Here is a 26,047-nt window from a genome sequence, read left to right as displayed (position 1 = left end):
GACTGACGTGCCATGACTGACTTGCGAAAGACCAAACTCGCCCTCACCCCGAAAGCCGCTCCGTTCGCGATCCGTGCGGAGAAGGCTTCGGACGTCGTCGCCCGCGAAGCGCTGCTCGATGCCTGCTTTGGCGAGAACCGCCATATGCGCACCTGCCAGCGCCTGCGCGACGGACGTGCGCCCGCCGAAGGCCTTGCCTTCTCGGCGATGGCGGAAGGGCGCGTGGTCGGAACGCTGCGGTTGTGGCACGTCAGCGCCGGGGGCATCCCGGCGCTCGTGCTCGGCCCGCTCGCGGTTGAGGCATCCTCCCGCAAGCTCGGGGTCGGGACCGCGCTGATGGACCACGCGCTCGCGGCGGCGGGAGCGCGTGGCCATCGCGCGGTTATTCTGCTCGGCGATGAGCCCTACTACGCCCGCTTCGGCTTCTCGTCCGAAAGGATGGCCGGGCTGTCGCTGCCGGGCCCGTTCGAGCGTGACCGCCTGCTTGGCCTGGATCTGCACCAGGGCGCGCTCGACGGCGCGCACGGCATGATCGTCCCGACCGGGCTTCCTCTGCCAACCAGGAAGGCGCCGCGCGCCCGCGCGGCGTAGCGGCCTCTCATGCGCAAGATCTCACCAACCGCCCGCGCGGTGCCGCGGACCCGTTTTCGCGGCACCGTCATGACGATGCTGGTGATGGCACTGAGTGTGCTCATCGTTCGGGACATTTTGGCGCGGCGGTGGAGTACCCCGCCGGCCGCCCCGGACGTGACACGCCGTCTGCCCTGAGCTAATCCCGTCAAGACTTGGGAAATCGGAGCTCTCGTCATGCGCCGCCGTTTGATCTCGACTGGTTCACCGTTTGAGAAGACCTCTGGCTACAGCCGCGCGGTCATTGACGGCGATTTTGCTTTTGTCGCGGGTACCACCGGCTACGACTACGCTACCATGACCATGCCGGCCGATGTCACGAGCCAGACACGAAACTGCTTCAAGACCATCGAAGCGGCCTTGAAGGAGGGCGGTTTCGCGATGACCGACATCGTCCGCGCCACCTACTATCTCGTCGACGTCAGGGATGCCGATGCGCATTTTGCGGTCTGCGGCGAAGTCCTGGGCGAAATCCGCCCCGCGGCCACGATGCTCGTGGTATCGGCGCTGTTGAAGCCAGAGATGAAGGTCGAGATCGAAGTGACCGCCAAACGACGCAGCCCATAAGGCAGCGCACCGCCTGAATCCCACGACTATCCGCCAGCACTTTTTCGGAGAGACTATCCCATGAGCCCCGCCTCGCAGATCTACGCGAAGATCACCGGTCCCATCGTCATGGTCGGCTTCGGCTCCATCGGCAAAGGCACGCTGCCGATGATCGAGCGGCATCTCGACTACGACAAGTCGCGCATTACCGTGATCGATCCCAAGGACGAGGGCCGCAAGGCGCATTGCGAGAAGCACAATGTACGCTTCATCCAGAAGGGCGTGACCAGGGACAATTACCGCGAATTGCTGACCCCGCTGCTCACCGAAGGCGGCGGCCAGGGCTTTTGCGTCAATCTCTCGGTCGATACCGGCTCGACCGACATCATGGAGCTCTGCAACGAACTTGGCGCGCTCTATATCGACACCGTCAACGAGCCCTGGCTCGGCTTCTACTTCGATTCGTCAAAGGGCCCGGAAGCACGCTCCAACTATGCCCTTCGCGAAGTGACGCTGGCCGCCAAGAAGGCGCGCCCTCAGGGCTCGACGACGGCAGTCTCCTGCTGCGGCGCCAATCCCGGCATGGTCTCCTTTTTCGTCAAGCAGGCGCTCCTCAATGTCGCCGCAGATCTGAAGCTCAACGCCCCCAAGCCGAAGACCAGGGCCGAATGGGCGGACCTGATGCGACAGGCCGGTATCAAGGGCATCCACATCGCCGAGCGCGACACCCAGCGCACCAAGTCGCCGAAAGAGCCGGATGTCTTCGTCAACACCTGGTCGGTGGAAGGCTTTCTGTCGGAAGGCGTGCAGCCGTCCGAACTCGGTTGGGGCACGCATGAAAAATGGATGCCCGACAATGCGCGCACCCACCAAGCTGGCTGCGGCGCTGCCATCTATCTGATGCAGCCCGGCGCCAACACGCGCGTGCGCACCTGGTGCCCGACCCGCGGCCCGCAGTACGGCTTCCTCGTCACCCACAACGAGTCGATCTCGATCTCCGATTACTTCACCGTGCGTGACGCATCGGGTGCGGCAATCTATCGGCCGACCTGCCATTATGCCTATCATCCGGCCGATGATGCGGTGCTGTCGCTGCATGAACTGTTCGGCCGCGCAGCGAGGATGCAGGCAAAGCACCACATCCTCGACGAGAACGAAATCGTCGATGGCATCGACGAGCTCGGCGTGCTGCTGTTCGGCCATGACAACAACGCCTACTGGTACGGCTCGCAGCTATCCATCGAGGAAACCCGCAAACTCGCGCCCTATCAGAACGCCACCGGCCTGCAAGTGACTTCTGCCGTGCTCGGCGGCATGGTGTGGGCGCTGGAACACCCGCACGAAGGCATCGTCGAAGCCGACGAGATGGATTACGACCGCCTGCTTGAAATCCAGATGCCGTATCTCGGCCCGGTGAAAGGCTACTACACCGACTGGACACCGCTCACCGATCGCCCCGGACTGTTCCCGGAGGACATCGACACGAGCGATCCCTGGCAGTTCCGCAACGTGCTGGTGCGCTGAGGCGAAACCTTCGCGTTCCATGATGGCCTGAGGTTCCCCGGCCGCATTTGGAAGCGGGCAGGAACGCCCGAAGCCATGCCGCGTTGCTCCGACGAAATCGGAGGAGACGACATGGCTTTCAGCGGATCGTCCTATTTTTTTGGCATTGGAACGGCCTTCGCCGCGATCGCAGTCGGATTTGCCGGCGGCTCCATGATCACAACCAGCACGGTCCAGCCACCGAACAGGCTGGAGCGCGTCGCTGTTGGCACCGTCGTTCCCGCGGAACAGGCCAACACGGCAAAGCCTGCGCCACAGGAAACGCCGTCCACGCCGGTCACAGCCGCCACGCCCCCTGCCCCGGCGGCCGATCCACAACCGCAGCCAGCACCTCCGGCCGCGGCCAAAGCCGATGCAACCAAGACGGACGCAACGGCGAATGTCCATGAACAACCCGCGCCTTCGCCTGCGGCGAAGAACCAGTCACCGTCGCCCGTCGCCAGGAGCGACGACACGGCTCCCGCAAAGAACGAACGCACCACAGTCGGCCGCGCGCCCGACCCGGGCCCGGACGTTTCGCGTTCAGATGTTTCTCGTTCGGTCGAACCGAACAGGGACACCACTCGCCGACGCGCGGACGAGCGGAAGCCCGATGACCGCAAGTTCTCGGATCGCAGGCGTCGTCAGGATCAGGACGAGCGCCGGCTGGACGAGGCGACCAATGTGGTCCGGCAGATGCCGCGGGGCAGCGTCGTGGATGAGGTCATCGAGCGACACGAGGCGCCGCGTTTCCGCTCTCGCCCGCGCCATTTCGAATGGTTCGGAGACGACGACGGCCCGCGCATGGTTCGCGAGCCGCCGCGGTTCGGCTTCTTTGGTGACTGATCGCCGCGGACGTCACTTCGCCAGATAATCGAACGCCACGCTTCCCAGTCCGAGCGTGAGATCGGCCTTGTAATGCAGCGCCGAGATCACCTCGCGCACGGGAAGGCGCGCGACATCGGCGAGCGCATGCGGAAACAGGCCGAGCGCCGCCGGCCCGGTCCAGGCGTCCTTCAGCGTGATGTCCTCGAGATGAAAGCGCACCAGCTCGCAAATCCGCGCGCTGCCGTCGACATGCGGCACGATCTTGAGGATAAAATTCGGCGCCTTCATGCCTTTCAAAACGGTGTCGTGATCCACGGCGCGATGCTTGTAGCCCATGGTCGCCGAAGCGCAGAGCACGGAGCCGTAATGCAAGGTGCCGACCAGCACGTCGCTTTCGACCTCGATCTTGGGCCGCGCCAGTTTCTTGGGAAATCCCCACAGCTCCCTGCCGCCCGCGATCGGCCCTTCATCGTCGAGATACATCGCATGCGTGTAGGCGCCCTCCTCGCCATTGAAGCGCACCGGAATCACCTGGCCGGTTTCGGTGTAATCGCCGAACCCGGTCGAGTCGGGCATGCGTATGAATTCGTATTTGACGATCGGCTCGGTGACTTCGAGCGGTTCCGGCACGACGGCGGCGAGCGCCTCCGGGTCGGTGCGATAGGTGATGATGAAATATTCGCGGTTGAAGAAGCGGTAGGGGCCCGGCGGAAAGGCGGGATTCGTGAGCGGCATGGAATAGGCGTTTCGCCGGACATCCTCGATCTTCATGATTGCCCCTTTCGCCGTCTATTTCGTCACTCGCCTCGCGCGCGTTGGCGCAGCATGAGGCAACAAGGTGACACAAACGAGACGAAAGAAAAGGCACCGGCCCCTGCTCAGGGCGCAAGCAAACCAGGACACTCACGCGCCGCGGCTAATCTCCATCACTGCTTTTGCTGTATCGGCGGCGCCATCTTCTCAGGCGGCGCGGGCGGAAGCGCGGGCTTGGCGCCTTCTTGTTGCGCCTGCGTGCCGGGTCGCGCCGGCTCGGGCGCCGGCGTGGTCGGGCGCGTGCCGCCGGGCTTGGATTCGGCAGGCTTGTCATTGTCCGCGGGCGCCGGTTGAGACTGCACCGGCGGCGTGGCCTGCGCCAGATGAACGCGGGTGGTCTGGGCGACGGACACCATGGAGTAACCCGTCAGCATCAGCCCCGACGCCAGCATGGCGGAGGCAATGAAAAAATCCGCCCGGCGTTTTCGATCGTTCAACATCGCTCATCGTCCACAAATGGTTCGTGGCGCTAACGGGCGCTGAGAAGCGTTGTTCCGGGAACCCGGTGGAGTGAATTTGACATTAGCTACCGCTCGGCCGGGAACCGGGATGGAAATCAGAGCTCCAGAATACCGGCTTCGCCGTCTTCGGCAGCAAAGGCCAGCAACGTGCCCTTGGCGTTCCAGGCGAGCGCTGCGATCGCGGCACCGCCGTTGCGATGGACCAGGATCTCCGCGCCATCGGCCATTCGCACCATCAAGACGGTACCGTCGCTGTAGCCCGCGACGAGGATAGCCTGATCCGGATGACAAGCGACCGCGGAGACGCGCGCCTTCAACGGCGCCAGCATCGCCGGCTCCTTGCCCATCGGGCCGTCTTTGCTCGCGAACGGCCATAGGATGACCATGTCGGCGCCCGAGGTCGCGAGCGCCTTGCCGCCTGCACTCCATGCGAACGAGCGGACGCGGCCGGGATAGCCGGTCATGCGCATGTGCCGGTTGTCGGCAAGCCGCCAGCCATGCAGCGCCGCCTCATGCATCGCGGTGACCAGAAACTTGTTGTCCGGACTGAACGTCACCGCCAGATGCGAGCCGGCCCACGGCAGAAATTCCGGCGTCGCCGTCATGTTTGGAAACCACAGCGTCACGCCGTTATAGTGCGCGACCGCGAGCCGCAGTCCTTTTGGCGCGAACGCAAGCCCGCCGACAGTCGAGGGCACGTCTAGCGATTTTTCCTGATCCTTGCCGCTGCGGATGAAGGCGGTCTTGCTGGCTGACCACGCCACCGCGCCGTCGGGATGAAGCGCGACGTTATCGATCCAGCGCCGCTTGGCGTCGGTCGCGAGCACCGTGACCTCGCCTTTGCCATCGAGCGCGGCGACCTTGCCGTCATCGCCGCCGGTGACGATGCGCTTGCCATCAGAGGTCGCGCACAGGATGCCACCGCCATGCACGGCAACAGCGGCGGGCTCTGCCTCGCCCGCGACCACGAAGATATTTTCTTCCGAGCCGACAAAGGCGGCCTGATCGCCGAGAAAGTGCACAGCGCTCACCGACGCGCCAATCGCAAGCGCGCGCACCTTGTCAGTCACGGAAACGATGGAAGCGGATTCGCCCGGTTCGAAATCGGTCATTGCTTGACGATGCAGCTCTCGAAGCCTTCGCGGATCAGCGCTTCCGGCAATTCGCGGCCGATGAAGACAAGACGGCTGACGCGCGGCTCCGCGTCCTTCCATGGCCGCTGGTGATCGCCTTCCAGCATCATGTGGACGCCCTGGAAGACGTAACGCTCATCATCGTCGTGGAAGGCAAGGATGCCCTTCGAACGCAGGATCTTCTGGCCCTCGCTCGCGACAAGGTTTTGCAACCATGGCATGAACTTCGACGGATCGAGCGGCTTCTCGGTCGAGAGCGACAGCGATTGCATGTCCTCGTCGTGATAGTGCTTCAGGCCGTGGCCGTGACCATGGTCGTGGTGATGATGGTCGTGATCATGGTGATGGTGGTCATGATCGTGATGGTGATGATCGTCCTCTTCCAGGAAATCGGGCTCGATCTCCAGGATGCGGTCGAGGTCGAACGCTCCGCGCTCCAGCACATCGGACAGCGCCACCTTGCAACGCTCGGTGCGATGGAGTTTCGCGTAGGGGTTGATGCCCCTGATCCGTGCCTCGACTTCGGCGAGCTCGGGCTTGGAGACGAGATCGGTCTTGTTGAGCACGATCACGTCGGCAAAGGCGATCTGGTTCTTGGCTTCCGGGGCATCCTTCAGCCGGTCGCTGAGCCATTTGGCGTCGGCAACCGTCACCACCGCATCGAGCCGGGCATTCTTCTGCACGTCCTCGTCGACGAAGAAGGTCTGCGCGACCGGCGCGGGATCGGCGAGGCCCGTGGTCTCGACGATGATGGCGTCGAACTTGCCCTTGCGCTTCATCAGGCCATCGAGGATGCGCACGAGGTCGCCACGGACCGTGCAGCAGACGCAGCCGTTGTTCATCTCGAAGACTTCTTCGTCGGCGCCGATGATCAGATCGTTGTCGATGCCGATCTCGCCGAATTCATTGACGATGACGGCGTATTTCTTGCCGTGATTTTCCGACAGGATGCGGTTGAGCAGCGTGGTCTTGCCGGCGCCGAGATAGCCCGTCAGCACGGTCACGGGGATTTTTTGGGACGTCACTTCCGACATAACAACTCCGCGGGAAACGGTATTTGCGTCGCTGAAAGGAAGGCCGTTTCGGCCTAATTTGCAAGCGCGCTGGTCAGCGTCCTTATATTGTGCCTGACCATATCAATGTAAGTGGGGGCCTCGCCCTTTTCGTCGGTCAGGCTGTCGGAATACAGCGTCCCGCCGACCTTGGCCCCCGTCTCCTCCGAAATCCGGCGCATCAGGCGGGGGTCGCCGATCCGCTCCAGGAAGACCGCCGGGATGTGCTCGGCTTTGACCTGGCCAATGATTCTGGCGATGTCGCGCGCACTCGGCTCGGCCTCGGTCGAGACGCCGACCGGGGCAATGAACGCGATGCCGTAGCGGGCGGCAAAATAGCCGAAGGCATCATGGGTCGAGATCATCCTGCGGCGGCTTTCCGGGATCTGGCCGATCGCCTGCCGCACCTCGCCGTCCAGCGCCTCGAGCTTTGCCAGATAGGTTTTCGCATTTTGACGAAAAACGTCCGCATCCACGGGATCGGCGGCCACGAGCGCGTCGCGGATATCGGCCACGTATTTTTCGGCGTTGGCGACCGACTGCCAGGCATGCGGATCGGCATCGGAGCCTGCCTTGAGCGGCGCGATGCCCATCGTTGCCGTGACAATGGTGGCCTTGCTGCTCGCAGCCTGAAGCAGCCGCGGCAGCCAGCCTTCGAGGCCAAAGCCATTGATGACGAGCAGTTTTGCGTCGGCAATCTTGCGCACGTCGGCCGGCGTCGGCGTATAGACATGCACGTCGCCGTCGGGCCCCACCAGCGTTGTGACCTCGACCCGATCGCCGCCGACATTCTTGACGAAATCACCGAGGATCGAAAAGCTCGCCACCACGTTCAGCCGGGCTTGCGCGTGCAACGGGCTCGCGCCGAGCGACAACGCCAATCCCAACAGAAGACGCCAGCATCGCATGGCGCGCCTCACGCCTCGAGATGGGGTGCGGGAAAGAGCTGCCGGACCACGCCCCGAACGTTGCCGAACAGGATCGAGACCACATAGAGCACGGCCGATACCAGGATGATTGCGGGCCCGGAGGGAATGCGGGTCTGGAACGACAGCACCAGTCCGGCATAGCCCGACAGAATCGCGCTCGCCACCGCGATCGTGATCATACCGGTCAGTTCGCGCGACCAGAACCGCGCAATGCCTGCGGGCAAAATCATCAAACCGACCGCCAGCAGCGTGCCCAGCGCCTGAAAGCCGTTGACGAGATTAACGACAACGAGCGCCAGAAACGTCAGATGCGCGATGCTGCCGGCGCGGCTGACGGTGCGCAGGAACAACGGATCGACGCTCTCGATGACCAGCGGACGATAGATCACCGCGAGCACGACCAGCGTGAGCGTGGCGTTGAAAGCGACCACGAGCAGCGTCTGGTCGTCCATCGCCAGAATATTGCCGAATAGCACATGCAGGAGATCGATGTTGGTACCTTTCACCGAGACGATAGTGACGCCGAGCGCGAGCGAGGCGAGATAGAAGGTCGCAAGCGAAGCGTCTTCCTTCAGATCGGTGACGCGCGTGACCACGCCCGCGAGCAGCGCCACCGCAAATCCGGCGATCAGCCCGCCCGCCGTCATCGCGAACAGGTTGAGGCCGGACAGCAGAAAGCCGACCGCCGCCCCCGGCAGGATGGCGTGCGCCATCGCGTCGCCGACGAGGCTCATCCGCCGCAGCATCAGGAACACGCCGATCGGAGCTGCGCCAAGCGAGAGCGCGACCACGGCGGCGAGCGCCCGGCGCATGAATTCGAATTCGAGGAAAGGCGCGATCAGCGCGTCGTAAATCATCGCTCAGGCGGCCTTCGAACTGTCTTCTTCGGCCACGCAGGCAACCGCGTGATCGTCGAAGGCCTCGCACATCCGCCGCGCCTCGGCGAGATTGTCCGCGGTCAGCACCTCTGATGTCGCGCCCCAGGCGACCTTGCCGCGCGCCAGCAACAGCGTCTCCGGAAAATGGGCGCGCACGAGTTCCATGTCGTGAAGCGCGGCCAGCACGGTGCGTCCCTCCGCATGCCACTGCCGGACCAGCGCCAGAAGATCGGCCGAGGTTTTGGCGTCGATCGCGTTGAAGGGCTCATCGAGCACGATGAGGCGCGCGTCCTGCAACAGCACCCGCGCAAACAGCACGCGTTGCATCTGGCCGCCTGACAGCGTGCCGATGCCGCGGTTCTCGAATCCGCTTAAACCCACCGACCCGAGCGCGCGGCCGATCTTTTCGCGCGCCCCTTTGCCGATGCCGCCGAAGAATCCCGTCTGCCGCCACAGTCCGGTGCCAACGAAGTCGAACACCGAAATCGGGAAGCTGCGGTCGATGTCGGCGGTCTGCGGCAGATAGGCGATATCCTTGGGGTCGATTCCGCCGGTCAGGACCGAGCCCGACAGCGGTTTGAGGATTCCGACGAGCCCCCGAAACAGCGTCGATTTGCCGGCGCCATTCGGCCCGACGACGGCGAGCAAGGCGCCAGGCGCCACCTCGCCGTTCAAATGATGCACGGCCGGGTGACGATCATAGCCGAGCGTGACATCGCGGAATTGCACGAGCGGCTGCATCTTCAGTTCATCGCCAGCCAGATGAAGGCCCAAAGCGCGGCGCTGACGGCGGCAGCGGCCGCAAAGCGAGCGAGAACCGTCATCCGCAAAATCGACCAGGTGACCGCCTGCGCCGGGTGTGGCGCGGCCGGACCATGGCTATGGGGGTGGTGATGCGAATGGCCGTGATCGGGGCCATGGGAATGGGTCGTTACCATCCCCAAATGTTATATTATAACATTTGGGGTGTCCATGAGCGGGCGGCTTGAGGTCAGGCCACCAGCGACCTTACCAAGGCAAGCCCGGCAAACAGGCCGACGATCGACAGCACCACCGACCCCAGCACATAAAGCGCCGCAAGCCCGAGTTCCCCGCGCTCATAGAGCAATCCGGCATCGAGTGAGAATGCCGAAAACGTGGTGTAGCCGCCCAAAATGCCGGTCATCAGGAACAGCCGCCAGGACTGGGCGGCATCACCCTTGAAAGCGAGATAGCCCGCGATCAGGCCCATGACGGTCGAGCCGGTGATGTTGATGATGAAGGTGTGGTACGGGAAATTGGTGCCGAGGAAGCGTGGGCAGGTGACGTTGACGATGTGGCGCAGGCACGAGCCAAGGCCCCCGCCGATAAAAACCAGAAGATAGTTCATCGCAGAATTCCCAAAGCAAAGCTGCCGGCAACAGCAGCTTTGCCGCAAGGGCGCGCGGCTCGCAAGCGCCACTAGTGCCCACTTTTCCGAAGTTTCGCACGCCGTCGGCGGTACTAACCGGCAAACGGCAACAAAAAAGCGGCGAGCCGCGAGGCTGCCGCTTTTCGCCAGAGATAACCGAGAGATCAGGCCTTCGAAAACATCTCGTCGACGTGTTCCCAGTTCACGAGATGGTCGACGAACGCCTTCAGATAGTCGGGACGGCGATTGCGATAATCGATGTAGTAGGAATGCTCCCAGACATCGACGCCGAGGATCGGGGTCGCGCCGTGCACCAGCGGGTTTTCGCCGTTGGGCGTCTTGGAGATTTCGAGCTTGCCGTTCTTCACCGACAGCCAGGCCCAGCCGGAGCCGAACTGGCCAACGCCGGCGGCGGCAAAATCGGTCTTGAATTTTTCGAGACCGCCGAGGTCCTCATTGATCTTCTTTTCGAGACGGCCGGGCAATTTGCTGCCGCCGCCATTGGGCTTCATCCATTTCCAGAAATGGATGTGGTTGTAATGCTGGCCCGCATTGTTGAAGAGCGGGGCATTCTTGCCAAATGAGCCCTTGACGATCTCCTCCAGGGACTTGCCCTCGAACTCGGTGCCCTTCAGCAGGTTGTTGCCGTTGGTCACATAGGCCTGGTGGTGTTTGTCGTGGTGAAATTCCAGCGTTTCCTTCGACATATACGGCGCGAGAGCGTCATGGGCATAAGGAAGGTCGGGGAGCGTGAAGGTCATGGGGTCATGTCCGAACTGGTGGGGTACAATTTCTAACGGGAACCCTTATAGAAGGTTCCTACCCACTTAGACACTGAAATTCCCCCGATCAACCCGTCGGTCGCATTCCGGGCACGCATGAGCATCGAAATCGAAGTCCTGAATGGCGAGCATTCCCGGCCGCAAGCCGAAACTCTGTTCCAGCAAATCGAGCCTCACGACGCCCAAAGACGTGAGAAAGGGAATGAGAACGAGCCCGGCTGGGCCCACATCACATGGGCTGATCCTGATTTGCGCGTGATGGTCGACGATCCCGACAGCGGGCTGGTCTGCCATGCCGGTATTTTCTTCAGGACCGTCACATGGAATGGCCAGAAGGTGCATGTCGGCGGTGTCGGCCAGGTCGCTACGCACCCCGGCCACCGCCGCCGCGGCTACGCGAGTATCGCACTCGAGGCCGCCGTCCAGACGATGCGCCACCACGATGCCGCCCAATTCGCCGTGCTGTTCTGCGAATCGCACAACTTCGCATTCTATCAATCGCGGGGCTGGCATCCGTTTACCGGGACGGTTTATGCCGAACAGCCGGCCGGCAAAATCCGCTTCGAGGCCATGGCACCGTTCGTGCTCGATCTGAAGCGGCGCGCGCCGACGCTCGGCACGCTCGACATGTGTGGTCTGCCGTGGTGACGGATTTGCGCGCCGGCTTTTTGTTGCTATGCATGCCCGCCGTTTCCGGAGAGATATAAATGTCGTGCAGGTTTGAATTCGTCGTCGCGATCGTGGCGGCGTTGTTTATGGCAGCGCCCGCCACGGCGCAAAGTGCTGTTGGTGGCCCGGATGGCATCTGGCTGACCCAGGCAGGGGATGCAAAAGTGCGCGTCTCAAAGTGTGGTGCGGGAATTTGCGGCGTGGTGGTCTGGCTGAGGGAGCCGATCGATCCGGCGACCGGAAAGCCGCAGGTCGACGACAAGAACCCCAATCCGGCGCTCGCCAAACGGCCCATTATCGGGCTTTCGCTGTTTTCGGGGATGCATCCGACCGGGCCCAACCAATGGGCGGGCCAGATCTACAACGCCGATGACGGCAAGATCTATGCGAGCAAGATTTCCGTCACCGGACCTGCGACGCTGAAGGTTGAGGGATGCGTCGGCGCCGGCCTCTGCGGCGGCGAAGACTGGAGCCGAAGCTCGCATTAGCGATGCGAAATCAGAATCACGGCAGCGCTGTCTTCAACGCGGTAGCCGCTGACGCATAGCCGCCGCGTGCGCCGTCGATGAAATGGACGTGGTCGCTTCGCGTCGCTGCGGGCGTGAAGCAGGTCATCATCGCCGCGTCTTGCCGGTGCAAGCCATATCTTGCGACGCCGGCCGATGACGCCGCGGCCAGGCGTGCACTCAGCGCCTGCTCGAGCTCCGGCGTGCAATCGAGCACCATCCGCAGGCCGTCGTCGTATTTGCGGAAGTCGGAATTCTCGACCACCTGCTGCACATAGACTTCCGGCACAAAGCCTCCGACCTTGATGCCGAAGCGCATAATAAAATAATAAAACAGGGTCCAGGCGAATACGCCCAGCCGCCGCTTGAACAATGACCCTCCGCGCTGTGCCCGCGCCTCGAATTCGACGCCTGCGGGCGGCCAGCGCAGCGGCGGCCCGCCCGGCGGCACCGGCCGTCCCTGATCGGGGCTGCGCTCGACCAGCGCAACGATGTCTTCGATCAGCTTGCGATAGGCTTTGGGATCGGCGCCCTCCACCGGCATCACCAGCACGGCGAGAATGAGCCCGCGCACCGCCGGTATTTCCTCGAACCGGCATGAAAGCCCGGAGAGGTCCGGATGCGAGCCGGGCTGCGCAGGCGCGACCGCGAACTCGCCGCGCTTCATGGCGGCGTCCGCCCAGCCGAGACCACCGCCCGAAAACATCGCATAGGAAAGGTTGGCAGACGGGCCAAAGCGCGCCACGCGCACATCGAGCCCCTGCGCACGGATCGCAGCGATCGGCACCAGCGCCACCCGCATCGCGAGATCGAGGTCTTCGCTCACCCAGGTGGCCGTTGTGGCCAGTGCCTCTCGCGCACGCTCAAGGTCGTCGGGCCCGACCGCAAAACTTGCGCCGTCGCCGCCAAACACGAACGGAAATTCGCGGCCCTCAAGCGCGTTGGTGACGGCGGCAATGACGGCCGTTCCCGCCATGTTCACCGCCTTGTAGCGCGCCTGAGCAATCGCCTTGGTAGATCCAACGATATCAGCGACCCCGATGCTCCAGTCGTCGGGTAACGGCGAATAGAGCTGTGGCTCCATCAGCCGCGTAAAGCCCCGGAACACCTTCACGGTGCCGTAGAATCTGTCGCTGCCGCTCTGTGAATTCATGGCGCGCCATCGTTGACAGGTTTTGGTTGACAGGTTTTGCGGGAAGATACGAAGCGATCGGGATAATAGGTTCAGCGTATTGTCCGCTGACCGGGTCAAATCGTCACGGGCATCCGTGAAGTTATATCGGCGGCACTAGGCCGTATTTCCGGCATCCACGGTCAGAACCGTGCCGGTGATATTGCGGCCGCCCTCGCCCAGGAGGTATTCGACCATGCTGGCCACATCGTCGGTCTCCGGCAAGCGGCGCAACGCGCTGCGGCCGGCAATACGCTGGCGCTGTTCAGGTCCCAGGTTGTGCGTCAGTTCTGTATCGATGAAACCTGGCGCGATCGCATTCACGGTGATGCCGAGCTTGCCGACCTCGCGCGCCAGCGATCTCGTGAAACCGGTCGCAGCCGCTTTCGTCGCGCCATAGACCGACAGGCCGTTATAGCCGGTCGAGGCGATAATCGAGGACATGTTGACGACGCGACCGCCTGTGCCATCCGCCATCATGTGGCGCACGACATATTTGGTCAGGATGACCGGCGACAACACGTTGAGGCGCAGCAGCGCCTCGATCTCGCTGTTGTGCATCGTCGCGAGCAGGCCTTCGGTGCCGAGGCCGGCATTGTTGACGAGGCCGTAGATCGCGCCAAATTCGTCGCGCAAGCCTTTCACGAAAACAGGAATGCCGTCGACGTCGCTGAGATCGAAGGCGCGAAACGAAATGCGGCCATTGCCTTTCGCCGCAGCCGCCTCGCGCAGATCGTCGCTTTCGCGGCGCGCGACCGCGATCACATGATAGCCGGCGACCGCGAGCCTTTGCGCGATCGCAAGCCCGATGCCGCGGCTGCCGCCTGTCAGGAGAACATTACGCATCTGATCGCGCGAGCTTTCCGGCCGCCGTGATGTCGAGCTTGTCGACAAACTTGATCATGGCAGGCACCTTGTGGGGCGCGAGGTGTGCGCGGCAATCGGCGATGATGCCGGTTTTGATTTCGTCGCCCCGGCTCGCATCACTGCCGTCGGCAAGGACGACATCGGCGACGACGATAGCGCCGGTGATCGGGCTCTTGCGCGCCTTGACGCGCGACATGCGCACGGAGTCGTGCCGGTTGATCACCGCTTCGATCTCTTCGGGATGAACCTTTAAGCCCCCGATATTGATGATGCCGCCGCGGCGGCCGACGAAGTGATAGCGATCGCCGCGCAATTCGACCATGTCGCCGGTGTCTACGAAGCCATCTCCGTCCGTCAGTGCTGCGGCGTGGCGGCCGACATAGGCATGTGCGGCGCGGCGCGAGCGAATCTGCAAGCAACCGTCCACGACCTTCATCTCGACGCCGTCGCGGTTGGTCCCGATCATGCTGGCGGGAAAACCCTCAAGCCCGTCGTTGACGGCAAAGCCGACGCCGGCCTCGGTCGACGCATAGGCGTGGCCGATCGAGGCGTCAGGAAAGGCCTGCTGTAGACCGTCGAGCACCGCCTGATCGGCGATCTCGCCCGAGAGACGGACATACTTCGGTGAAAATGCCGAGGCCGCGCCGCTCATCAGGAGCTTGCGCCAGTGCGAGGGCGTACCGGAAATATGCGTGACGGCTTTTTCGTCGAGGCGCGCGACATGGTTGGAGAGCGCCTCACCGGGCTCGGACAGCACCAGCGAGCCGCCGCCGATCACCGCGCGCAGGAAAATCTGCAAGCCGCCATAGCGGCGGATATCGTAGAACGTCGCCCAGATCGGCCGGACGCCGCGGGCCGGAGTGTCGGCCGCAATCGCGCCGGTCAGGCCTTCGAGCGTATGGCCGACAATTTTCGGCAAACCCAGCGTACCGGAGGTGAGCATCAGCCATTCGGTGGCGCGCTCGGTCCGGGCACGCGGCCCGGCCTCCAGTTCTTCGCCTGATGTGACGACCAATGCAATTCCGAAACCTGCAAAACGCTCCGGCTGGTCGGTGACGACGGCATCAATTTCCGCGTCTTCGACGATGGCCTGGAGATGGTCGGCATTGAGATCCGGCGGGCAGAGCAGCATGCGCCGCGCAATCCCGTCGATCTCGAGCATGACGAGACCGGTAAGGAACTGGCTAGTCACGGCAAGCAGCACCGAGCGGCCGGAGAGTTCGGCGAGCCGGCCTTTCAGGCAGGTCTGCCCGGCGATGTCCGTCAGGGACGCCGAATGGCGCGCATCCGAAATCGTGCGGCCGCCCAGGCCGGGATCGAGATAGTCACGCAGCGCGAAGATTTCACGCGGGGACATTTTCATAGGCCTTAATGAAATCGCCTATCGTGAGAGGAAAGCTTGCATCCGCCGAGATGGTAAACGGATCGATGCCAAGATCGTCTTCCAGTCTTGCCACCAGGATCGCAAACGCGAGCGAGTCGAAGCCGGTTTCATGGAGCGACAGTCTGTCTTCCAGCGGCGGAAGACTGACATGCTGCTCGGCGGCGATCTGCTGGATCGCTGCAATAATCTTTAACCTTACCGACATGGATTGCTCCGCATTCTCATAAAATTTTGAGAGTCCATGATAGAGCGAAAAGATGAACTAACCCCCACGCTTGCACGATCTTTTGAGTCCATTGGTAAACACCATGCCTGCCGTCCAGCCGCGGTTCCGCGAGATTCAGGAGAGCGACGTCGATGCGATCGCCGACCTTCTGACTCGGGGTTTCGTGCATCGCAGCCGTCAGTACTGGATGGCCGGCCTGAAACGGCAGGGCGCGCGATCGCTGCCGGCGAACGCGCCACGCTACGGCTATCTGATGGAACACGACGGCAAGCCGGTCGGTTGCCTGCTCCTGATCTATTCGACCAAAACGATCGACGGCGAGACTGTTGTCTGTTGCAACAACTCAAGCTGGTACGTCGATTCGGAGTTCCGCAATTACGCCGCGCTGTTTGCCACGATGACGCAGAAACGCAAGGACGTGACTTACTTCAACGTGACGCCGGCGACGCCGACATGGCCTATACTCGAAGCGCAGGGATTCAAGGTCTACTGCCGCGGTCTCTCCTTTTCGCTTCCGGGACTGTCGCGTAATCGAGGCGGCATGCGCGTCGAGACCATCACGGCGGACACGACAGCGATCGCGGGCCTCCCCGACCACGAACTCGAACTGCTCAGGCGCCACGCCGGCTACGGTTGCCTCAGCCTGGTTTGCCGCAGTGACACCGAAGTCATTCCGTTCGTTTTCTTCCGCTTGCGAAAGCGCCGCGGGATCATCCCGCTGCCGGCGCTTCAACTCGGCTTCTGCCGCGAGATCGCCGACTATGTCAGGTGTGCGGGTGCGATCGGACGTCACCTGGTCTGGCGCGGCTGCCCGATCGTGATCGCGGACGCCAATGGCCCGATCGCCGGCCTTGCAGACATCTACAGCGAGGCGCGCGGCCGCAAATATTTCAAAGGCCCGCGTCAGCCGAGACTCGGCGATCTCGCCGACACGGAACTGGCAATTTACGGCATGTGAAGCGTTAGAGACGAATGATGCCTTGCACTACCTTGGCATATTGATCGGCATCGAGGGCTAAGAAAGCGCCGGACTTCGGGTCCCGAAAGAACAAGGGATCCGTAACGGTGCGTGGATCAAAACCCGAGCGGATCAGGTCCTGCTTCTTCTGCTTGAACGTTTCGGTGCTGTCCAACGTGGCGCTGAGACGAACAAAGACCGGGCAAGCGTAGGCCGGCAGCAGCCGCGCGAGATGCGCGCTGAATTCGGCGAGATCGAAACTCGCATCGGTGACGAGCGCGGCCATGCCGGCGCGGCCATCGGCGCCTGTGAGCTGAACGCCGTAAGTCGTGGCGTCGGTCACGCCTCGACACTCCAAAATCGCCTCGTTCACCTCCGATGTCGCGACGTTCTCGCCCTTCCAGCGGAAGGTGTCGCCGAGGCGATCGACGAAGTGGAAGAAGCCGGCTTCGTCGATCTTCATCAGGTCGCCGGTGCGAAACCAGGCGTCGCCCCTGGCGAACACGTCGCGCAGGATCTTCTTCTCGGTATCGGCCGAGTTGGTATAGCCCTCGAAGCGGCCACCGGCATCGTCCGCGGTCCCGATCCGACCCACGGCCTCGCCCGCCTCGCCAACGGCGCATGCTTCGCACAGGCCGTCGGCGTTCCGCAGCGGCGTCAACGTTTCCGGGTCGATCCGAACGATGGTGGCCGGAAAGCGATGCGCCAACAGCGGCGGTATCCGGCCGATCGCGCCGGGCTTGCCCTCGACATTGTAGAGCGAGAAATTGCCTTCCGTCGCCGCGTAAAATTCCAGGATTTGCGGGATCGAAAACCGCGCCTGAAACTCTTCCCAGATGTCGCCGCGCAGACCGTTGCCGCAGGCAAGCCGCAGCCGATGCTGCCTTTCAAGGTCGGAAGGGCGCGCTTTAAGAAGATAGCGGCACAGCTCTCCGATATACTGGAACAGCGTGCAGTCCCAGCGCACCACGTCGCGCCAGAAGGTGCCGGCGGAAAATTTATCGGACAGAACGACCGATGCGCCGGCCGCCAGCATGCTGCACGGCGCGACGACACCGCCGACGCTGTGAAACAGCGGCAGACAATTGAACAGCCGGTCTTCAGGCAACGCGCCGGTCAGCCCGGTGAACCAGCCGCCCCAGTTCTGGATGCGGCGGTGGCTGATGCTGGCCGCTTTCGGCAGGCCCGTGGTGCCCGATGTGTAGATCAGAAGCGCGCGATCGTTGATGGTGACATCACCCCGCTCGCTTGAACTCAGCGATGAAGCATCGAAACCGGCGAGCGCCGTCCGGAGATCGGTCTCGTCTCCGTTCGCACCATGCCGCCAGACTTTCGGCGTCCGCTTCAGGCGGGGACTGACCTCCTCGAACGCTGCTTGGAGGTCTTGCCCCACAATGACGTGAGACGCTGCCGCGACATCAATGCAATGCGCCAGCGACGGTCCCACGAGCCTGGTGTTGATCAGCGCGGCGACGACGCCGACCTTGCTGAGGCCAAGCCAGGCGGCGAGATAATCCGGCTGCCCCGACATCAAGAGACAGACGGTCTCGCCCTTGCCGATGCGTTGCGCGAGCGCCCAGCGCGCGTAGCGGTTGATGCGTTCGTTTAGTTGCCGATAGCTGAGGCTCTCGCGATCCGACAACAGCGCCAGATGATCCGGCTGACGCGAAGCCCATTCCTCGATGAGATCGGCGAACAGCCGGTTCGGATTGGCCTCGATGCGAGAGGTGCGCTCGATCGCTTTCAGCCAGATCCTGGCGGTGGACGGTTTGCCGGGCGGCCGCGGCGCTGCCACAGGCCGTTCGGCTGTCGTGTGCTCAATGACGCCCGCGCTCATCGCTGACAATTTTCCTGCGTGATGGCTATTTATAACCGTCGAGGCCTTTCCAGGTGTTAATCGGCAGGGTTAAGCGCGTGCCCGCAACGCGAAAACCCGCCCGCAGGAATGCGAGCGGGTTCGTCGGCTTTCCGCTGAGAACGGAGATTCGACTGCCGGTGTCCGGAAATGATGGGATCAAATCGCCGTCGGTTACTTCAGCGAGGTATTCGCAGTACCTCCGTACGCAAGAAAGCCCGGTGCTCGGGTTTGCTGGCGAACAGTGAAGTCAACTCATTAAGATTGAGCGAATTGGCGCAATGAAAAATCAACGAAGCGGGCACGCGCTCGTTCGCCGGCACACAGCAAGAGAGTCCGCTGCCGTATCGGAAATAGATTCAAAACCTATCCGGCGTGAACAACCAGTTTTTCTTCAGGGAAGAACTGGAGCGCACCGTAGCCTTCCATGTCCACGGCGTAGCGGTAGTTGCCGTCCGTGGTCGGGAAGATCGCAATGACGATGCCGGCCTTATGGTCGTCGCTCGTCTTTTCAACGCGTTCGCCAATCGCAAATTTCGCCATGACTGGAGTTCCGATTCCGAAGTTCGCAAGCGCGCAGCGAAACCGATAGGAACTTCAAATTCGCCGCACTAATTCCCTTTCGGGAATCTTGTAGGTGATTCTCCCCCAAACTGGTTAACGGTTCTTAAGCAAAGGCCTGATCAAACGCGCGGCGGCGATTGATCAAAATTGCGGCGCAGGTCAGATAAGCCGCTATGGACGCGTAGAAATTTTCTCGCGATGATGCCGGTTCCCGCAATCTCACCCCCCGATTCTTACGGAGTCGGTTTCGATCATTTCCGAGAGGCTGCCTTGATCGACAGACGGCAACTTCTTCGTTCAGCGACAACCTGCCTGGCCTGGCTTGGCGTCCGGACGAACGCCTCGGCGCAAGGTGTGCCTTACCCGTCCCATCCCGTACGCTGGATAGTTCCCTACGCCGCCGGCGGCGCGACCGACGTGCTGTCGCGCTTGATTTGTCAGCGCCTGTCGGATCGGCTCGGTCAAACCTTTATCGTGGAGAACAAACCGGGCGCCGGGAGCAATATCGGCACGCAGGCCGTGATCAATTCGCCGCCGGATGGATATACGCTGTTGCTCACAAGCACCGCCAACGCGATCAACGCCTCGTTCGACCCGACATTGCCGTATGACTTCCTGAAAGGAATCGCGCCGGTTGCCGGCGCAGCACGTATTCCACTGGTGCTTGTCGTCAACAACGAGCTTCCGGTCCGCAGCGTTGCGGATTTCGTCGCCTATGCGAAAGCCAACCCCGGCAAGCTCAGCATCGCTTCATCCGGTATCGGCACTTCGCTGCATCTTTCCGGCGAGCTGTTCAAGGCCATGGCGAACGTTCGGTTCGTCCATGTGCCCTACCGCGGTTCCGCGCCGGGTTTGACCGACGTAATGGCGGGTCAGATCCAAGGCATGTTCGACAACGTCACTTCATCATTTGAATTCGTAAGATCCGGGAAACTGCGTGCGCTCGGCGTCACAACACGGGAGCGTTCCGAAACTTTGCCGGACGTGCCGCCGATCGCAGACACACTGCCGGGATTTGAGACAAGTTCGTTCTATGGCGTCGGCGCCCCGCAAGGGACGCCGGCGGCGGTCATCGATCTCCTGAACAAGGAGATCAACGCCGCGCATGAAGACCCCGTCATCAGGCAACGATTTGCCGAGCTTGGCGCCATTGCCATAACCGGCAGCGCCAGCCGGTTCGGCGACATGCTGGCGACAGAGACCGAGCGCTGGCGCAAGGTCGTGGAGCTTTCCGGCCAGCACAAAGAGTAGCGCCAGGCTCGTATCAGAGGCCGCCGCCATATCATGCGAACCTCGGAATCGGAGCTCTAACCGCCCTTTTTCAGTGGCCGACGCGGAAACGCCGGACTATCCTGATCCTAGTGCCGCTTTTCTATTTGAAGTTCCTGGATCGAATTCGCCGCTTGTGGTGCAGGAACTTCAAATGGGCGGCACTAGTCAACGATACGAACCGGTATCGGACCGCATGATCAGCCGCAGAGCCCCTTGGGACGCCCGCTCGACGATCTCCAGGTTGGCGCACATCCTTGAGCGAATCGGGCTGGCGCTGACCGGAGGGTCGTGCGGCCTGTTCGTCGCCGCGCATATCGGACGGGCCGACATCGAACTGATCGGCTCGGCTACCCCCGTCTTCGCGATGATGATTATCGGCGCGGCGGGTTTTTATCTCGGCATCGATCTGCCGCATCCGCCTGTCGATCACGAGATGCACTTGCCGTTGCGTCACGGCCTCGGCTCAAAGGCCGACACCGTCGAACTGTTGAGTGCGGCCGGTACATTCATCGCCGCGGTCGCAGCCGTGATCTCGGTATCAAGTATCGTTCTGGACGAGAGCCCACATCGCGCCTCAGCGATTTTGATTGGTCTGGCCTGGGCGGCCGGGGCGGCCTTGCAGATTGCCGCCGGCATCGTCGCCCGAAAGAAGGCGGCCAGCGACACTTGAGCACCGGCGGTCGGGGCGATCCGGATCGAAAGGCGTCTTTGTTCTTCCGTTGAAAAAGCAACAGCGGCCCGGCATGAGCCAGGCCGCCGTAGCGGCGTTCTGTCGTATTTCTATACCGGAACGAGCCGAAGGTTAGTTGCCGGGCGGGTTGAAATCCGCATCGTGGTCGCCGATGCGCGAACGATCGAAGCTTTCCGCGTCGAAGTAGGGGCCGTTTTCCGAGGCGCGCGGAGCGATGAAGTTCGGGCCCTGCACCTGGTTGTAAGCATGACGGTAGTGACGGAGCGCGTGGACCGGCTTCTGCGGAGCAGTCGCTTCCTCATCCTGGGCGAAGGCCGGGCCCGAGAGAGCTGCGGTTACGAGCGCGACAGCGCTAAGTGCTTTGATATTGATCATAGGGTTTTCCATCTTAATGTGGTGAACCCCTCCTCGTGACTTTTCCTACAGCCAAGAACCCCATGATGACGACACACGTTCCGGCGCGCCGATTCAAACGAGGGTGATTCAACCTCAATCACAACGCCGTTTTTCGTGATTGCTTCGCGATTGCCGGCGTTTTCCGGAAAACCGCGTATTCGCGATCTCGGCCGCGTCCCTACCTGCCTGTTCGGGAGCTCTTATGCGGTCCCCGATGAGGCAGGGTCCGCTGGCCAAATCGCATGTGACGGATGACGTGTGTCGCCGCGCCGGTTTTGGGGACGTACGTACATGATGACGGCTTCCGGAAACTCTGCATTTACCTTCAGCGCGGCGGCGAGCGCGTCCTGTGCATTCAGGACGACATGGTCTGCTTTTCCCTTTAGTTTAAACCCGACGGTAAATTGCATCCACAAACCTCCATGCCTTGCGCCGCTACGGCGTCCTGGCGAACTTGTTCCGGCCGGCACCGTCCCCGAACCGATTAGCCCAGCGAGTTGATGATTTCCCGATAAGCTGCTTCGGGAAACGCCTTCAGCGTGCGCGTCCGGACGTTTCCCAGCATCCCCAGCTGCAGGCTGAAACGCGCCGCGACAGCGTCGTCCGGAGCTTCGATGATCACGACCATGTCGTAGTCACCCATGGTCAGGTAGAAGGACTTGATCTCGCCGCTCATCTCTTTGAGAGCTTTCTTCGCAGCGTCCAGACGACGTGGCGAGTCCTTCGCCTTCAGGATGCCTTGCTCGGTCCAATTTGCAAGCATGACATAGGCTGTCATAACCGTCCTCCTCCTCTTGGCACGAAGCAATGGTAGCTAAGCCGTTGGCGCGAAGAACACGACCCGGAGCAGATGCGTATAGTCGGACTCGAACACCATGATCCCTACAAAAACCAGCACCAGCACCGGCGGCAACAGGATGGCGTAGGCCAACGCCAACCGCTCCCAGGCCATGTGCATGAACACAGCGACGATCAGGCCGGCCTTCAGCACCATGAACAACAGGATCAGCGACCATCGGAGATGGCCATGGATACCAAAGAAGTCGACAAGATAGGAGCAGGTGCTGAGAACGAACAGCCATCCCCAGACCACGAGATAGAGCTTGATCGGGTGCTGCTGACCCGTTGTGTGCGTGGCTCCTGATGCGACGGCCTCATGCCCATAGGCGTGTAGCGCATGTTGTGTTGCCTGCCCTTCCACATGTACCGCTGCGTTTGTCATGCGCGAACCTCACCAGAGATAGAAAAAGGCAAAGATGAAGACCCAGACAAGATCGACGAAGTGCCAGTACAAGCCGGTGATTTCGACGATCTCGTAGTACCCCTTCCGGCTCGTGAAGAAGCCAGGCCGCTCGACGTCGAAGTCACCGCGAAGGACCTTTCGTGCGATGGCGATCAGGAAGATCACGCCTATGGTCACGTGCGTGCCGTGGAAGCCGGTGATCATGAAGAAGCATGAACCAAACTGCGCTGCGCCCCACGGGTTGCCCCAGGGCCGCACGCCCTCCATGATCAGCTTGGTCCATTCGAAGGCTTGCATTCCGACAAACGTTGCGCCGAATGCCGCGGTGGCGAGCATCAAGGCTGCGGTCTTGGCGCGATCCCGGCGATAACCGAAATTGACGGCCATCGCCATCGTCCCGCTGCTGCTGATCAGGATGAAGGTCATGATGGCGATCAGGATGAGCGGGATCTGCTTGCCCCCGATATTGAGGGCGAAGACTTCGCTGGGGTTGGGCCACGGCACGGTCGTCGACATTCGCGCCGTCATGTACGACAGCAGGAAACAGCTGAAGATGAAGGTGTCGCTCAGGAGGAAGATCCACATCATGGCCTTCCCCCAGGAAACGTTCTTGAAGGCGCGCTGATCCGAGGACCAGTCGGCGGCGATGCCTCGCCAACCTGCAGGCCGCGCCGCGGCTTCAATGTTGTTTGTCAGCGCCGTTTCTGCCACCTGGTTGTCCTCCCTAGCTCAGCAACTGGCGACAGATATCGACGAAATTGTCTGTCCAGCCCGTCAACAGGCCGAGCAGGACCAGCCAGACCAACAGCAGGAAGTGCCAGTAGATAGTGCAGAGTTCCACGCTCAGGCGAATTTGGCTCGCCTCGGCGCCACGCAATACCTTGGCGGCCGTTCTGCCGAGCGCCACCAGGCCGCCCACCAGATGCAACCCGTGCACGGCGGTGATCAGGTAGAAAAACGAATTGGCTGGATTGGATGCCAGGAAGTACCCGGCACCATTCAGCTGGCGCCACGCCAGTAGTTGCCCGACAAGGAATGTAATAGCGGACGCGCCACCGGCGCACAGTCCGACGGCTATGCCGTCGATATCGCCGCGGCGCGCGGCCATGTAGGCCCATTGCAATGCCGCGCTGCTTATGACCAGGACGCCGGTGTTGAACCACAACAGCGCCGGCACCGGCAGTGTCCGCCAGTCCACCAGATTCATGCGCATGGAGTAGGCGCTGATGAAGAGTGCGAACAACGAACCGACGACCGCAAGAAACACGCCCAATCCGATTTTCGCCGGTGGCAGGGACGACGTATTCTGTTCGCGAAAATCCACGATCAGCCCTTCCTCCAGCCAGGGCTTGGCTGTCAGCCGCTGCTGTGAGAGCCACCAGCCCGCAATTGCGGCTATTCCAGCCATGAACAGGATGATGGCACTCACGGGTGGGCTCCCTGCGCCACCAATCCGGCCGGCGGTTCATTTTGCGGCACGAAGTCCCTGGCGGCGCCGGGCACGCTGTAATCGTAGGCCCAGCGATAGACGATGGGGAGTTCCTTGCCCCAGTTGCCATGCCCCGGCGGGGTCTGCGGTGTCTGCCATTCCAGCGAAGCGGCTCCCCAGGGATTGCTGCCAGCCTCTTTTCCTTTGAACAGGCTCCAGATCAGATTGAACAGGAACACGAGCTGGGCGAAGCCGACGATCAAGGCCGCCACGCTCATGAAGGCATTGAGGTCATGGGCGGATGCGGGGACGAAGGCGGTCTCGCCGATGTCGTGATAGCGGCGGGGCATGCCGAGCAGGCCCAGATAGTGCATGGGGAAGAAAATCGCATAGGCTCCGAGGAACGAGACCCAGAAGTGGAATCGTCCCATCGCCTCATTGAGCATCCGTCCGGTGACTTTCGGATACCAGTGATAAATTCCGCCAAACACCGCCATGATCGGCGCAATGCCCATCACCATGTGGAAGTGCGCGACAACGAACATCGTGTCGGACAGCGGCACGTCCACAACCACATTGCCCAGAAACAGGCCGGTCAGGCCGCCATTCACGAACGTGATGATGAACGCCAGCGCAAACAGCATCGGTATGGTGAGATGAATGTCGCCACGCCAAAGGGTCAGCACCCAGTTGTAAACCTTGATCGCGGTCGGGATCGCGATGATGAGCGTCGTGGTGGCAAAGAAGAACCCGAAATACGGGTGCATGCCGCTCACATACATGTGGTGTGCCCACACCACGAAGCTCAGCGCACCGATCCCGACGATGGCCCAAACCATCATGCGATAGCCGAAGATGTTCTTCCGCGCGTGGACGCTGATCAGATCGGAAATGATGCCGAAGGCCGGCAATGCGACGATGTAGACTTCGGGATGCCCGAAGAACCAGAACAGATGCTGGAACAGGATCGGGCTGCCACCGCCATATTTCGTCAGCGTGCCCAACTCGACCAGCGTGGGCATGAAGAAGCTGGTTCCCAGCAGGCGGTCGAGCAGCAACATCACCGAGGCGACGAACAGCGCCGGGAAGGCGAGCAGCGCCATCACGGTGGCCGTGAAGATGCCCCACACCGTCAAGGGCATGCGCATCAATGTCATGCCGCGCGTGCGCGCCTGTAGCACCGTCACCACGTAATTCAGCCCGCCCATGGTGAATCCGATGATGAACAGGATCAGGGAGGCCAGCATGAGAACGATGCCCCAATCCTGCCCGGGAGTCCCGGAGAGAATCGCTTGCGGCGGGTACAGCGTCCAGCCGGCGCCAGTGGGCCCGCCGGGCACGAAAAAAGTCGAAGCCAGCACCACGACCGCGAGCAGGTAGACCCAGTAGCTCAGCATGTTCACATAAGGGAAGACCATGTCCCTGGCGCCAACCATCAATGGGATGAGGTAGTTGCCGAAGCCGCCGAGGAACAACGCGGTGAGAAGATAGATCACCATGATCATGCCGTGCATGGTGATAAACTGGAGATACTGGTTCGGATCGATGAACGAAAACGTGCCGGGGAATCCGAGTTGCAGCCGCATCAGCCATGACAGCACCAGCGCAACCATTCCGATAGACATCGCCGTGATCGAGTACTGGATGGCGATAACCTTGGCGTCTTGCGAAAAGACGTACCTCGTCCACCAGCTTCTCGGATGATAAAGCTCGACCTCGCTCACTTCGGCGGGCGGAACACCTGCGACTGTGTCAAACGGGACATCGACCATCCGGAATACCCTCCTTGGTCTTCTGCTCAGCGACGAGTTCGCCTCATATCCGGCCGATCC

The 26,047-nt window shown here is 62.0% G+C and carries 33 protein-coding genes; 10 read left to right on the top strand and 23 right to left on the bottom strand.

Going from position 1 to position 26,047, the window contains the following annotated elements; genetic code table 11:
* Positions 1–12: 12 nt before the first annotated feature.
* The 5 genes from BUA38_RS18565 (at position 13) to BUA38_RS18550 (ending at position 3,564) form a co-directional block, all read left to right on the top strand.
* Positions 13–591 carry a GNAT family N-acetyltransferase gene (locus BUA38_RS18565; protein WP_072819988.1) on the top strand — a complete coding sequence of 193 codons (579 nt, stop codon included), beginning with the start codon at positions 13–15 and terminating at the stop codon, positions 589–591.
* A gap of 9 nt (positions 592–600) precedes the next feature.
* The gene (locus tag BUA38_RS37555) at positions 601–768 is read left to right on the top strand and encodes a hypothetical protein (RefSeq protein ID WP_172806045.1); all 168 of its coding nucleotides are present in this window, start codon (positions 601–603) and stop codon (positions 766–768) included.
* 39 nt (positions 769–807) lie between these two features.
* Entirely contained in the window at positions 808–1,197 is a 390-nt protein-coding gene (locus BUA38_RS18560) for a RidA family protein (protein ID WP_072819987.1), read from the top strand.
* A 60-nt stretch (positions 1,198–1,257) separates the two neighbouring features.
* Positions 1,258–2,700 (top strand): homospermidine synthase, encoded by a 1,443-nt coding sequence (locus tag BUA38_RS18555; RefSeq protein ID WP_072819986.1) that lies wholly within the window; start codon positions 1,258–1,260, stop codon positions 2,698–2,700.
* Positions 2,701–2,811: 111 nt separating this feature from the next.
* Positions 2,812–3,564: a hypothetical protein gene (locus BUA38_RS18550; protein ID WP_156898574.1), complete on the top strand. Its 753-nt coding sequence runs from the start codon at positions 2,812–2,814 to the stop codon at positions 3,562–3,564.
* A 12-nt stretch (positions 3,565–3,576) separates the two neighbouring features.
* Here BUA38_RS18550 and BUA38_RS18545 read toward each other — a convergent pair whose 3' ends face one another.
* The 10 genes from BUA38_RS18545 to BUA38_RS18500 all read right to left on the bottom strand — a co-directional run bounded on the left by BUA38_RS18545 (position 3,577) and on the right by BUA38_RS18500 (position 10,963).
* A complete protein-coding gene (locus BUA38_RS18545) occupies positions 3,577–4,317 on the bottom strand; it encodes an acetoacetate decarboxylase (RefSeq protein ID WP_072819984.1) in 741 nt (246 codons plus the stop codon).
* A gap of 155 nt (positions 4,318–4,472) precedes the next feature.
* Positions 4,473–4,799 (bottom strand): hypothetical protein, encoded by a 327-nt coding sequence (locus BUA38_RS18540; RefSeq protein ID WP_072819983.1) that lies wholly within the window; start codon positions 4,797–4,799, stop codon positions 4,473–4,475.
* A 116-nt stretch (positions 4,800–4,915) separates the two neighbouring features.
* Positions 4,916–5,932 carry a WD40 repeat domain-containing protein gene (locus BUA38_RS18535; RefSeq protein ID WP_072819982.1) on the bottom strand — a complete coding sequence of 339 codons (1,017 nt, stop codon included), beginning with the start codon at positions 5,930–5,932 and terminating at the stop codon, positions 4,916–4,918.
* Positions 5,929–6,987 (bottom strand): CobW family GTP-binding protein, encoded by a 1,059-nt coding sequence (locus BUA38_RS18530; protein ID WP_072819980.1) that lies wholly within the window; start codon positions 6,985–6,987, stop codon positions 5,929–5,931. The genes BUA38_RS18535 and BUA38_RS18530 overlap by 4 nt, the downstream gene beginning before the upstream one ends.
* Before the next feature lie 53 nt (positions 6,988–7,040).
* Positions 7,041–7,913 (bottom strand): metal ABC transporter substrate-binding protein, encoded by an 873-nt coding sequence (locus tag BUA38_RS18525; protein WP_072819978.1) that lies wholly within the window; start codon positions 7,911–7,913, stop codon positions 7,041–7,043.
* A gap of 8 nt (positions 7,914–7,921) precedes the next feature.
* Entirely contained in the window at positions 7,922–8,791 is an 870-nt protein-coding gene (locus tag BUA38_RS18520; protein WP_072819976.1) for a metal ABC transporter permease, read from the bottom strand.
* Positions 8,792–8,794: 3 nt separating this feature from the next.
* Positions 8,795–9,553: a metal ABC transporter ATP-binding protein gene (locus BUA38_RS18515; protein ID WP_072819974.1), complete on the bottom strand. Its 759-nt coding sequence runs from the start codon at positions 9,551–9,553 to the stop codon at positions 8,795–8,797.
* A 2-nt stretch (positions 9,554–9,555) separates the two neighbouring features.
* A complete protein-coding gene (locus tag BUA38_RS18510) occupies positions 9,556–9,750 on the bottom strand; it encodes a hypothetical protein (protein ID WP_072819972.1) in 195 nt (64 codons plus the stop codon).
* A 53-nt stretch (positions 9,751–9,803) separates the two neighbouring features.
* Positions 9,804–10,181, bottom strand: a complete 378-nt coding sequence (crcB, locus tag BUA38_RS18505) for a fluoride efflux transporter CrcB (protein WP_072819970.1) — start codon at positions 10,179–10,181, stop codon at positions 9,804–9,806.
* A 185-nt stretch (positions 10,182–10,366) separates the two neighbouring features.
* The gene (locus tag BUA38_RS18500) at positions 10,367–10,963 is read right to left on the bottom strand and encodes a superoxide dismutase (protein WP_072819968.1); all 597 of its coding nucleotides are present in this window, start codon (positions 10,961–10,963) and stop codon (positions 10,367–10,369) included.
* A gap of 117 nt (positions 10,964–11,080) precedes the next feature.
* Between BUA38_RS18500 and BUA38_RS18495 the strand changes: the two genes are divergently transcribed.
* Entirely contained in the window at positions 11,081–11,632 is a 552-nt protein-coding gene (locus BUA38_RS18495) for a GNAT family N-acetyltransferase (protein WP_072819966.1), read from the top strand.
* A 59-nt stretch (positions 11,633–11,691) separates the two neighbouring features.
* Positions 11,692–12,141 (top strand): DUF2147 domain-containing protein, encoded by a 450-nt coding sequence (locus tag BUA38_RS18490; RefSeq protein WP_072819964.1) that lies wholly within the window; start codon positions 11,692–11,694, stop codon positions 12,139–12,141.
* 16 nt (positions 12,142–12,157) lie between these two features.
* Here the strand turns inward: BUA38_RS18490 and BUA38_RS18485 are convergent, their stop codons facing one another.
* From BUA38_RS18485 to BUA38_RS18470, 4 genes are all read right to left on the bottom strand, one after another.
* Positions 12,158–13,312 (bottom strand): DUF3095 domain-containing protein, encoded by a 1,155-nt coding sequence (locus BUA38_RS18485; protein ID WP_072819962.1) that lies wholly within the window; start codon positions 13,310–13,312, stop codon positions 12,158–12,160.
* A 135-nt stretch (positions 13,313–13,447) separates the two neighbouring features.
* Positions 13,448–14,176 (bottom strand): SDR family NAD(P)-dependent oxidoreductase, encoded by a 729-nt coding sequence (locus BUA38_RS18480; RefSeq protein WP_072819959.1) that lies wholly within the window; start codon positions 14,174–14,176, stop codon positions 13,448–13,450.
* Positions 14,169–15,554 carry a class I adenylate-forming enzyme family protein gene (locus tag BUA38_RS18475; protein ID WP_072819957.1) on the bottom strand — a complete coding sequence of 462 codons (1,386 nt, stop codon included), beginning with the start codon at positions 15,552–15,554 and terminating at the stop codon, positions 14,169–14,171. Before BUA38_RS18475 ends, BUA38_RS18480 begins: the two co-directional genes overlap by 8 nt.
* Positions 15,541–15,786, bottom strand: a complete 246-nt coding sequence (locus BUA38_RS18470) for a phosphopantetheine-binding protein (protein ID WP_072819955.1) — start codon at positions 15,784–15,786, stop codon at positions 15,541–15,543. The genes BUA38_RS18475 and BUA38_RS18470 overlap by 14 nt, the downstream gene beginning before the upstream one ends.
* Before the next feature lie 103 nt (positions 15,787–15,889).
* Between BUA38_RS18470 and BUA38_RS18465 the strand changes: the two genes are divergently transcribed.
* The gene (locus tag BUA38_RS18465) at positions 15,890–16,765 is read left to right on the top strand and encodes an acyl-CoA acyltransferase (protein ID WP_072819953.1); all 876 of its coding nucleotides are present in this window, start codon (positions 15,890–15,892) and stop codon (positions 16,763–16,765) included.
* A 4-nt stretch (positions 16,766–16,769) separates the two neighbouring features.
* Here the strand turns inward: BUA38_RS18465 and BUA38_RS18460 are convergent, their stop codons facing one another.
* Positions 16,770–18,611 (bottom strand): long-chain-acyl-CoA synthetase, encoded by a 1,842-nt coding sequence (locus BUA38_RS18460; protein ID WP_425304923.1) that lies wholly within the window; start codon positions 18,609–18,611, stop codon positions 16,770–16,772.
* A 375-nt stretch (positions 18,612–18,986) separates the two neighbouring features.
* On the bottom strand, positions 18,987–19,163 hold the full coding sequence (locus BUA38_RS36785; protein ID WP_156898573.1) for a hypothetical protein: 177 nt from the start codon (positions 19,161–19,163) through the stop codon (positions 18,987–18,989).
* A 291-nt stretch (positions 19,164–19,454) separates the two neighbouring features.
* On the opposite strand from BUA38_RS36785, the gene BUA38_RS18455 reads away from it, so the two are divergent.
* A complete protein-coding gene (locus BUA38_RS18455) occupies positions 19,455–20,435 on the top strand; it encodes a Bug family tripartite tricarboxylate transporter substrate binding protein (RefSeq protein ID WP_072826222.1) in 981 nt (326 codons plus the stop codon).
* 214 nt (positions 20,436–20,649) lie between these two features.
* Positions 20,650–21,126, top strand: a complete 477-nt coding sequence (locus BUA38_RS18450; protein ID WP_072826221.1) for a hypothetical protein — start codon at positions 20,650–20,652, stop codon at positions 21,124–21,126.
* A 132-nt stretch (positions 21,127–21,258) separates the two neighbouring features.
* On the opposite strand, the gene BUA38_RS18445 is transcribed toward BUA38_RS18450, so the two are convergent.
* From BUA38_RS18445 to ctaD, 7 genes are all read right to left on the bottom strand, one after another.
* Positions 21,259–21,522 carry a hypothetical protein gene (locus BUA38_RS18445; RefSeq protein ID WP_072819952.1) on the bottom strand — a complete coding sequence of 88 codons (264 nt, stop codon included), beginning with the start codon at positions 21,520–21,522 and terminating at the stop codon, positions 21,259–21,261.
* 221 nt (positions 21,523–21,743) lie between these two features.
* Positions 21,744–21,953 carry a hypothetical protein gene (locus tag BUA38_RS18440; protein WP_072819950.1) on the bottom strand — a complete coding sequence of 70 codons (210 nt, stop codon included), beginning with the start codon at positions 21,951–21,953 and terminating at the stop codon, positions 21,744–21,746.
* Positions 21,954–22,027: 74 nt separating this feature from the next.
* Positions 22,028–22,321: a GYD domain-containing protein gene (locus BUA38_RS18435; RefSeq protein WP_072819948.1), complete on the bottom strand. Its 294-nt coding sequence runs from the start codon at positions 22,319–22,321 to the stop codon at positions 22,028–22,030.
* Between the two features lie 36 nt (positions 22,322–22,357).
* Positions 22,358–22,765 carry a cytochrome C oxidase subunit IV family protein gene (locus BUA38_RS18430; RefSeq protein WP_072819946.1) on the bottom strand — a complete coding sequence of 136 codons (408 nt, stop codon included), beginning with the start codon at positions 22,763–22,765 and terminating at the stop codon, positions 22,358–22,360.
* 9 nt (positions 22,766–22,774) lie between these two features.
* Entirely contained in the window at positions 22,775–23,497 is a 723-nt protein-coding gene (locus tag BUA38_RS18425) for a heme-copper oxidase subunit III family protein (protein ID WP_072819944.1), read from the bottom strand.
* A gap of 13 nt (positions 23,498–23,510) precedes the next feature.
* The gene (locus BUA38_RS18420) at positions 23,511–24,215 is read right to left on the bottom strand and encodes a cytochrome c oxidase subunit 3 (protein ID WP_072819942.1); all 705 of its coding nucleotides are present in this window, start codon (positions 24,213–24,215) and stop codon (positions 23,511–23,513) included.
* Positions 24,212–25,987, bottom strand: coding sequence for a cytochrome c oxidase subunit I (gene ctaD, locus BUA38_RS18415; protein ID WP_072819940.1), 1,776 nt, complete (start codon positions 25,985–25,987; stop codon positions 24,212–24,214). Before ctaD ends, BUA38_RS18420 begins: the two co-directional genes overlap by 4 nt.
* Positions 25,988–26,047 lie beyond the last annotated feature (60 nt).

The organism is Bradyrhizobium erythrophlei, assembly GCF_900142985.1.
Lineage (GTDB): Bacteria > Pseudomonadota > Alphaproteobacteria > Rhizobiales > Xanthobacteraceae > Bradyrhizobium > Bradyrhizobium erythrophlei_B.
Note: the sequence above shows the minus strand (reverse complement) of the source record. Positions and strands in the feature narration are given on the sequence as shown.

Excerpts from the sequence above, each read along its gene's own strand:
- BUA38_RS18565 (WP_072819988.1), top strand. The coding sequence starts at position 13 with ATGACTGACTTGCGAAAGACCAAACTCGCCCTCACCCCGAAAGCCGCT.
- BUA38_RS37555 (WP_172806045.1), top strand. The coding sequence starts at position 601 with ATGCGCAAGATCTCACCAACCGCCCGCGCGGTGCCGCGGACCCGTTTT.
- BUA38_RS18560 (WP_072819987.1), top strand. The coding sequence starts at position 808 with ATGCGCCGCCGTTTGATCTCGACTGGTTCACCGTTTGAGAAGACCTCT.
- BUA38_RS18555 (WP_072819986.1), top strand. The coding sequence starts at position 1,258 with ATGAGCCCCGCCTCGCAGATCTACGCGAAGATCACCGGTCCCATCGTC.
- BUA38_RS18550 (WP_156898574.1), top strand. The coding sequence starts at position 2,812 with ATGGCTTTCAGCGGATCGTCCTATTTTTTTGGCATTGGAACGGCCTTC.
- BUA38_RS18545 (WP_072819984.1), bottom strand. The coding sequence starts at position 4,317 with ATGAAGATCGAGGATGTCCGGCGAAACGCCTATTCCATGCCGCTCACG.
- BUA38_RS18540 (WP_072819983.1), bottom strand. The coding sequence starts at position 4,799 with ATGTTGAACGATCGAAAACGCCGGGCGGATTTTTTCATTGCCTCCGCC.
- BUA38_RS18535 (WP_072819982.1), bottom strand. The coding sequence starts at position 5,932 with ATGACCGATTTCGAACCGGGCGAATCCGCTTCCATCGTTTCCGTGACT.
- BUA38_RS18530 (WP_072819980.1), bottom strand. The coding sequence starts at position 6,987 with ATGTCGGAAGTGACGTCCCAAAAAATCCCCGTGACCGTGCTGACGGGC.
- BUA38_RS18525 (WP_072819978.1), bottom strand. The coding sequence starts at position 7,913 with ATGCGATGCTGGCGTCTTCTGTTGGGATTGGCGTTGTCGCTCGGCGCG.
- BUA38_RS18520 (WP_072819976.1), bottom strand. The coding sequence starts at position 8,791 with ATGATTTACGACGCGCTGATCGCGCCTTTCCTCGAATTCGAATTCATG.
- BUA38_RS18515 (WP_072819974.1), bottom strand. The coding sequence starts at position 9,553 with ATGCAGCCGCTCGTGCAATTCCGCGATGTCACGCTCGGCTATGATCGT.
- BUA38_RS18510 (WP_072819972.1), bottom strand. The coding sequence starts at position 9,750 with ATGGTAACGACCCATTCCCATGGCCCCGATCACGGCCATTCGCATCAC.
- crcB (WP_072819970.1), bottom strand. The coding sequence starts at position 10,181 with ATGAACTATCTTCTGGTTTTTATCGGCGGGGGCCTTGGCTCGTGCCTG.
- BUA38_RS18500 (WP_072819968.1), bottom strand. The coding sequence starts at position 10,963 with ATGACCTTCACGCTCCCCGACCTTCCTTATGCCCATGACGCTCTCGCG.
- BUA38_RS18495 (WP_072819966.1), top strand. The coding sequence starts at position 11,081 with ATGAGCATCGAAATCGAAGTCCTGAATGGCGAGCATTCCCGGCCGCAA.
- BUA38_RS18490 (WP_072819964.1), top strand. The coding sequence starts at position 11,692 with ATGTCGTGCAGGTTTGAATTCGTCGTCGCGATCGTGGCGGCGTTGTTT.
- BUA38_RS18485 (WP_072819962.1), bottom strand. The coding sequence starts at position 13,312 with ATGAATTCACAGAGCGGCAGCGACAGATTCTACGGCACCGTGAAGGTG.
- BUA38_RS18480 (WP_072819959.1), bottom strand. The coding sequence starts at position 14,176 with ATGCGTAATGTTCTCCTGACAGGCGGCAGCCGCGGCATCGGGCTTGCG.
- BUA38_RS18475 (WP_072819957.1), bottom strand. The coding sequence starts at position 15,554 with ATGTCCCCGCGTGAAATCTTCGCGCTGCGTGACTATCTCGATCCCGGC.
- BUA38_RS18470 (WP_072819955.1), bottom strand. The coding sequence starts at position 15,786 with ATGTCGGTAAGGTTAAAGATTATTGCAGCGATCCAGCAGATCGCCGCC.
- BUA38_RS18465 (WP_072819953.1), top strand. The coding sequence starts at position 15,890 with ATGCCTGCCGTCCAGCCGCGGTTCCGCGAGATTCAGGAGAGCGACGTC.
- BUA38_RS36785 (WP_156898573.1), bottom strand. The coding sequence starts at position 19,163 with ATGGCGAAATTTGCGATTGGCGAACGCGTTGAAAAGACGAGCGACGAC.
- BUA38_RS18450 (WP_072826221.1), top strand. The coding sequence starts at position 20,650 with ATGATCAGCCGCAGAGCCCCTTGGGACGCCCGCTCGACGATCTCCAGG.
- BUA38_RS18445 (WP_072819952.1), bottom strand. The coding sequence starts at position 21,522 with ATGATCAATATCAAAGCACTTAGCGCTGTCGCGCTCGTAACCGCAGCT.
- BUA38_RS18440 (WP_072819950.1), bottom strand. The coding sequence starts at position 21,953 with ATGCAATTTACCGTCGGGTTTAAACTAAAGGGAAAAGCAGACCATGTC.
- BUA38_RS18435 (WP_072819948.1), bottom strand. The coding sequence starts at position 22,321 with ATGACAGCCTATGTCATGCTTGCAAATTGGACCGAGCAAGGCATCCTG.
- BUA38_RS18430 (WP_072819946.1), bottom strand. The coding sequence starts at position 22,765 with ATGACAAACGCAGCGGTACATGTGGAAGGGCAGGCAACACAACATGCG.
- ctaD (WP_072819940.1), bottom strand. The coding sequence starts at position 25,987 with ATGGTCGATGTCCCGTTTGACACAGTCGCAGGTGTTCCGCCCGCCGAA.